Annotated in this window: 3 protein-coding genes and 1 pseudogene; 3 read left to right on the forward strand and 1 reads right to left on the reverse strand. The window is 50.1% G+C overall.

Features of this window, described 5'->3' with window-relative positions:
* From ADJ24_RS25485 to ADJ24_RS05580, 3 genes and pseudogenes are all read left to right on the forward strand, one after another.
* Positions 1-82, forward strand: a pseudogene (locus ADJ24_RS25485) (replication initiation protein); the annotation flags it as partial.
* A gap of 478 nt (positions 83-560) precedes the next feature.
* Positions 561-788: a YgdI/YgdR family lipoprotein gene (locus ADJ24_RS05575; RefSeq protein ID WP_021243043.1), complete on the forward strand. Its 228-nt coding sequence runs from the start codon at positions 561-563 to the stop codon at positions 786-788.
* A gap of 365 nt (positions 789-1,153) precedes the next feature.
* Complete coding sequence (locus tag ADJ24_RS05580) at positions 1,154-1,339, forward strand: Rop family plasmid primer RNA-binding protein (RefSeq protein ID WP_013772937.1); 186 nt, start codon at positions 1,154-1,156, stop codon at positions 1,337-1,339.
* Between the two features lie 290 nt (positions 1,340-1,629).
* On the opposite strand, the gene ADJ24_RS05585 is transcribed toward ADJ24_RS05580, so the two are convergent.
* Positions 1,630-1,821: a hypothetical protein gene (locus tag ADJ24_RS05585; RefSeq protein ID WP_021243041.1), complete on the reverse strand. Its 192-nt coding sequence runs from the start codon at positions 1,819-1,821 to the stop codon at positions 1,630-1,632.
* Positions 1,822-1,919 lie beyond the last annotated feature (98 nt).

Consider the following 1,919-nt stretch of genomic DNA (forward strand, 5'->3'; position numbering starts at 1 on the left):
GCACGAACCCCCCGTTCAGTCCGACCGCTGCGCCTTATCCGGTAACTATCAACTTGAGTCCAACCCGGAAAGACACGACTAATCGCCATTGGCAACGGCCATTGGCAAACAGGATGTGCGAGAGATGTCTCAAGAGTTCTTGAAGTGGCGGCCTTAGTGAGGCTACACTGAAAGGACAAATTTGGTGACATGTCTCGCACAAGACTGTTACCACGGTTAGGGGATCTGCCAGGATTACCTAACCTTCGAAAAACCACCTGCCAGGGTGGTTTTTTCGTTTACAGGGCAAGAGATTACGCGCGGAAAAAAAGGATCTCAAGAAGATCCTTTATAAATTAGACATCCAACCTCACAAAGAGGAATACTTAAATCATCTTGGTATATGTATCGGCCGGATTACATCTCATATAAGCCTCCTCCCCGCCTGACACCACACTTTGACCATAGCACCTCGCGCCTAACTCGATATACAGCCCACCATCAAGCCTCTTTTCACATAAAAAATGACCTATAGTTAGATGGTTAGTGACCAAAACTGATATGGATAAAAGGAGCTGGCTTTGAAAAAGATTTTTGTTTCAGTGTTCGCAGCGGCAGTTGCGCTTTCAGCCCTCACCGGCTGCACGCGCACAAGCTATGCCATACACACCAATGACGGTCGCACTATTGTCAGCGACGGCAAACCTAAAGAATCAGACTCAGGCCTGCTTGGCTATACAGACGCGAATGGTGTCAAACAGCAGATCAATAAAACCGACGTTAAAGAAGTCTCCGAAATTCCGCACTGAGCATCTTCTCCGAAAAAGGCCGCTAATGTGGCCTTTTTCTTTACCTGTGGTTCTCCGCCAAAATCCCAGCAAATTGCATCACCAAAGCTAAAAGCTTTCAGGGTTGTCTAAAAAGCACAAGACATAAGAGGAAGTGCGGTATTTTATAATCAAGCCCCCAAGAATTTACCATAACATCCGTTGCCCGCACCGCCTGAGACGCGTTCAGCGCGTTCCTGACGAAACCATGACAAAAACCACAACAAACCACCCCGGAACCCGTCAGAAACGCGCCTGTTAAATTTTAACGGCATGCATGACTATGCACCAGAATGACGCCATGCTCTTTTCACGCAAAAATCATCACCAGACGGGGAAAATCACCAGTGACCAGACAGGAATCCGCCGCCCTCAATATGGCCAAATTTATCCGCGCACAGACACTTCTCCTCCTTGAGCGGCTCGAGCAGATGGATCTGGATGAGGCTGCCGGCTGCTGTGAGCACCTGCACGATCAGGCCGAAGCGCTTTACGCCATGCTGAACGCACAGATAGGCGAGGAAAATGCGTGAAAATCGGTGAACGGGTGCGCAATTCAGTGCGCGGCCGTGAGGCGATGGCGGGGTGTCGGGGCGCAGCCCTGACCAGGGTATTTGTGATGCCGGCGCGTGCGCGGTATTACAAATGCACATCCTGTCCCGGAACGGACACCGGGAAACAGCAAAAAAAACCGGGCGGCACGCCCGGAACTCAATCAAGTTAGATTAGATTACTCTCACTCGTCCATAACAGCATCATGGAACGACGACCACCGTCCGTGACGGCCGCCTCGTTTAAGTATGGACAGAAATACAGAAAATGCTCAGGACGAAATGTAATGAATGCGAACGGATTCAAGAAATTCGAGCATGACAGTCCTTACGGCCGGTTCGGTTTCAGACAAAATCTGCCGGTATGCATCCAGCATCATGGCTCCGGCATCCCCTCCGGCACGCCGTAGCCAGACCGAAACAACGGACACAAGCAGGTGTCGCTCATCATCACTAAGAGTCATCAGGGCTCCGGAAGAAAAACCAAACATGGCTTACCTACTGTTAACGGCAACGCAGAAGAAAGGTTTACAGGGTAGCGGGCAGGGATGAAAAAAAAAAA

Source organism: Enterobacter sp. 940_PEND, assembly GCF_001059415.1.
In the GTDB taxonomy this organism is placed as follows: Bacteria; Pseudomonadota; Gammaproteobacteria; order Enterobacterales; family Enterobacteriaceae; genus Enterobacter; species Enterobacter cloacae_M.

Excerpts from the sequence above, each read along its gene's own strand:
- ADJ24_RS05585 (WP_021243041.1), bottom strand. The coding sequence starts at position 1,821 with ATGACTCTTAGTGATGATGAGCGACACCTGCTTGTGTCCGTTGTTTCG.